This window comes from Pseudomonas sp. NPDC098740, assembly GCF_044760065.1.
Classification (GTDB): Bacteria; Pseudomonadota; Gammaproteobacteria; order Pseudomonadales; family Pseudomonadaceae; genus Aquipseudomonas; species Aquipseudomonas rossensis.
The window spans coordinates 1-2351 of the sequence record NZ_JBIWAM010000001.1; the positions used below are offsets into that span (position 1 = coordinate 1).

Sequence of the window (2351 nt, forward strand, 5' to 3'; positions counted from 1 at the left end):
TGGTCGATTAGATCATCTTGAAGGATTCGTTGGCCGGCATGACCGGGCCCCACGAAACTTGCAGGAAGTGCGTGATCAGGGTCTCGATGTGTTGCAGGGTGCGCTCTTTCGGCGGCGGCGTAGTCAGCGGGTGATCCGCCTTGTACGGGCCTTCCGGCATGTTGCGCATGCACTGCTCGATGATCTTCAGGCTCTGGCGCATTTCTTCGACACGCACGATGCAACGGTCATAGGCATCGCCATTGGCCGCCAGCGGTACTTCGAATTCGAAGTTCTCGTAACCGGAATACGGGCGAGCTTTACGCAGGTCGAAATCGCAACCGGTCGAACGCAGGCCGGAACCGGTGACGCCCCATTCCAGGGCCTCCTTGGTGTTGTAGGCCGCGACGCCGATGGTCCGGCCACGCAGGATGCTGTTGTCCAGTGCGGCTTTCTGGTATTCGTCCAGACGCTTTGGCATCCACTCGATGAAGTCTTTCACCAGTTTTTCCCAGCCGCGCGGCAGGTCGTGAGCGACGCCACCGATGCGGTACCAGGCCGGGTGCAGACGGAAGCCGGTAATGGCTTCGATCACCGTGTACGCCTTCTGACGGTCGGTGAACGTGAAGAACACCGGCGTCATGGCGCCCACGTCCTGGATGTAAGTCCCCAGGAACAGCAGGTGGCTGGTGATCCGGAAGAACTCGGCCATCATGATGCGGATGACGTCGACCTTCTCAGGCACCTTGATACCGGCCAGCTTCTCGACCGAGAGCACGTACGGCAGGTTGTTCATCACGCCGCCGAGGTAGTCGATACGGTCGGTGTACGGAATGAAACTGTGCCAGGACTGACGCTCGGCCATCTTCTCGGCACCACGGTGGTGGTAACCGACGTCCGGTACGCAGTCGACGATCTCTTCACCGTCCAGCTGCAGAATGATGCGGAACGCACCGTGCGCGGAAGGGTGGTTAGGACCGAGGTTGAGGAACATGTAGTCCTCGTTCGCACCGGAACGCTTCATGCCCCAGTCTTCAGGCTTGAAGCGCGCGGCTTCTTCCTCAAGCTGTTGCTTGGCCAGGGTCAGGCTGAACGGGTCGAACTCGGTGGCACGGGCCGGGAAGTCCTTGCGCAACGGGTGACCTTCCCAGGTCGGCGGCATCATGATGCGGGTCAGGTGCGGGTGACCGGCAAAGTTGATGCCGTACATGTCCCACACTTCACGTTCGTACCAGTTGGCGTTCGGCCAGATGCCGGTCACGGTCGGCACGCTGAGGTCGCTCTCGGACAAGGCGACCTTGATCATTACGTCACTATTACGTTCGATCGACATCAAGTGATAGAACACAGTGAAGTCGGCGCCGCTTGGCAGCCCTTGACGCTTGGTGCGCAGACGCTCGTCCACGCCGTGCAGGTCATAGAGCATGACGTACGGCTTGGGCAGGTTACGCAGGAAGGTCAGGACTTCGACGAGTTTGGCACGGGCAACCCAAAGCACCGGCATGCCGGTGCGGGTAGGCTGGGCGGTGAACGCCTCGGGGCCAAAACGGTTATTCAGTTCGACGACCACATCCTGGTCGTCTGCCTTATAAGGCGGGATGTACAGAGCACTGCCTGTAGTCATGGTTATTTATCGCTTTCGGTCAACGTAAAGAATGAAGCCAGTTTCTCGTTCTATAAAAGAAGCGGATCTGGATCAGACTTCGTCGGGGCTGCGCAGGTTGGTGACTGCGATTCGCTGTTCGCGGCGCTGTTCCTTTTGCGAAGGCATCTCGGCGCGGTACACGCCTTGATCGCCGACGACCCAGGAAAGTGGGCGACGCTCCTGTCCAATCGACTCCTGCAACAGCATCAAGCCTTGCAGAAAAGCTTCAGGGCGGGGCGGGCAGCCAGGCACGTAGACGTCCACGGGCAGGAACTTGTCCACCCCTTGAACGACAGAGTAGATGTCGTACATGCCACCGGAGTTGGCGCACGAACCCATGGAGATAACCCATTTAGGTTCGAGCATTTGCTCGTAGAGACGCTGAATGATCGGCGCCATCTTGATGAAGCAGGTACCGGCGATAACCATGAAATCCGCCTGACGCGGCGATGCCCGGATAACCTCGGCGCCAAAGCGTGCGATGTCGTGGGGCGCCGTGAAGGCGGTGGTCATTTCCACGTAGCAGCACGAAAGACCGAAGTTGTACGGCCACAGGGAGTTCTTGCGCCCCCAGTTGATCGTGCCGTTAAGCACGTCTTCGAGCTTGCCCATGAAAATGTTTTTGTGGACTTGATCTTCTAACGGATCGGAAACGGTTTCCCGTTCGCCAATCGGATACTGCTCGTTAGGAGCATCGGGGTCGATCCTGGTGAGATTGTATTGCATT

1 protein-coding gene and 1 pseudogene are annotated in these 2351 nt (G+C 58.7%); both read right to left on the reverse strand.

The features are described 5' to 3' along the window. Positions 1-10 precede the first annotated feature (10 nt). Positions 11-1603 (reverse strand): annotated as a pseudogene (gene nuoC / locus ACIQU2_RS00005) (NADH-quinone oxidoreductase subunit C/D); the annotation flags it as partial. A gap of 72 nt (positions 1604-1675) precedes the next feature. Next, positions 1676-2350 carry an NADH-quinone oxidoreductase subunit B family protein gene (locus ACIQU2_RS00010; RefSeq protein ID WP_008146035.1) on the reverse strand — a complete coding sequence of 225 codons (675 nt, stop codon included), beginning with the start codon at positions 2348-2350 and terminating at the stop codon, positions 1676-1678. Position 2351: the final 1 nt, after the last annotated feature.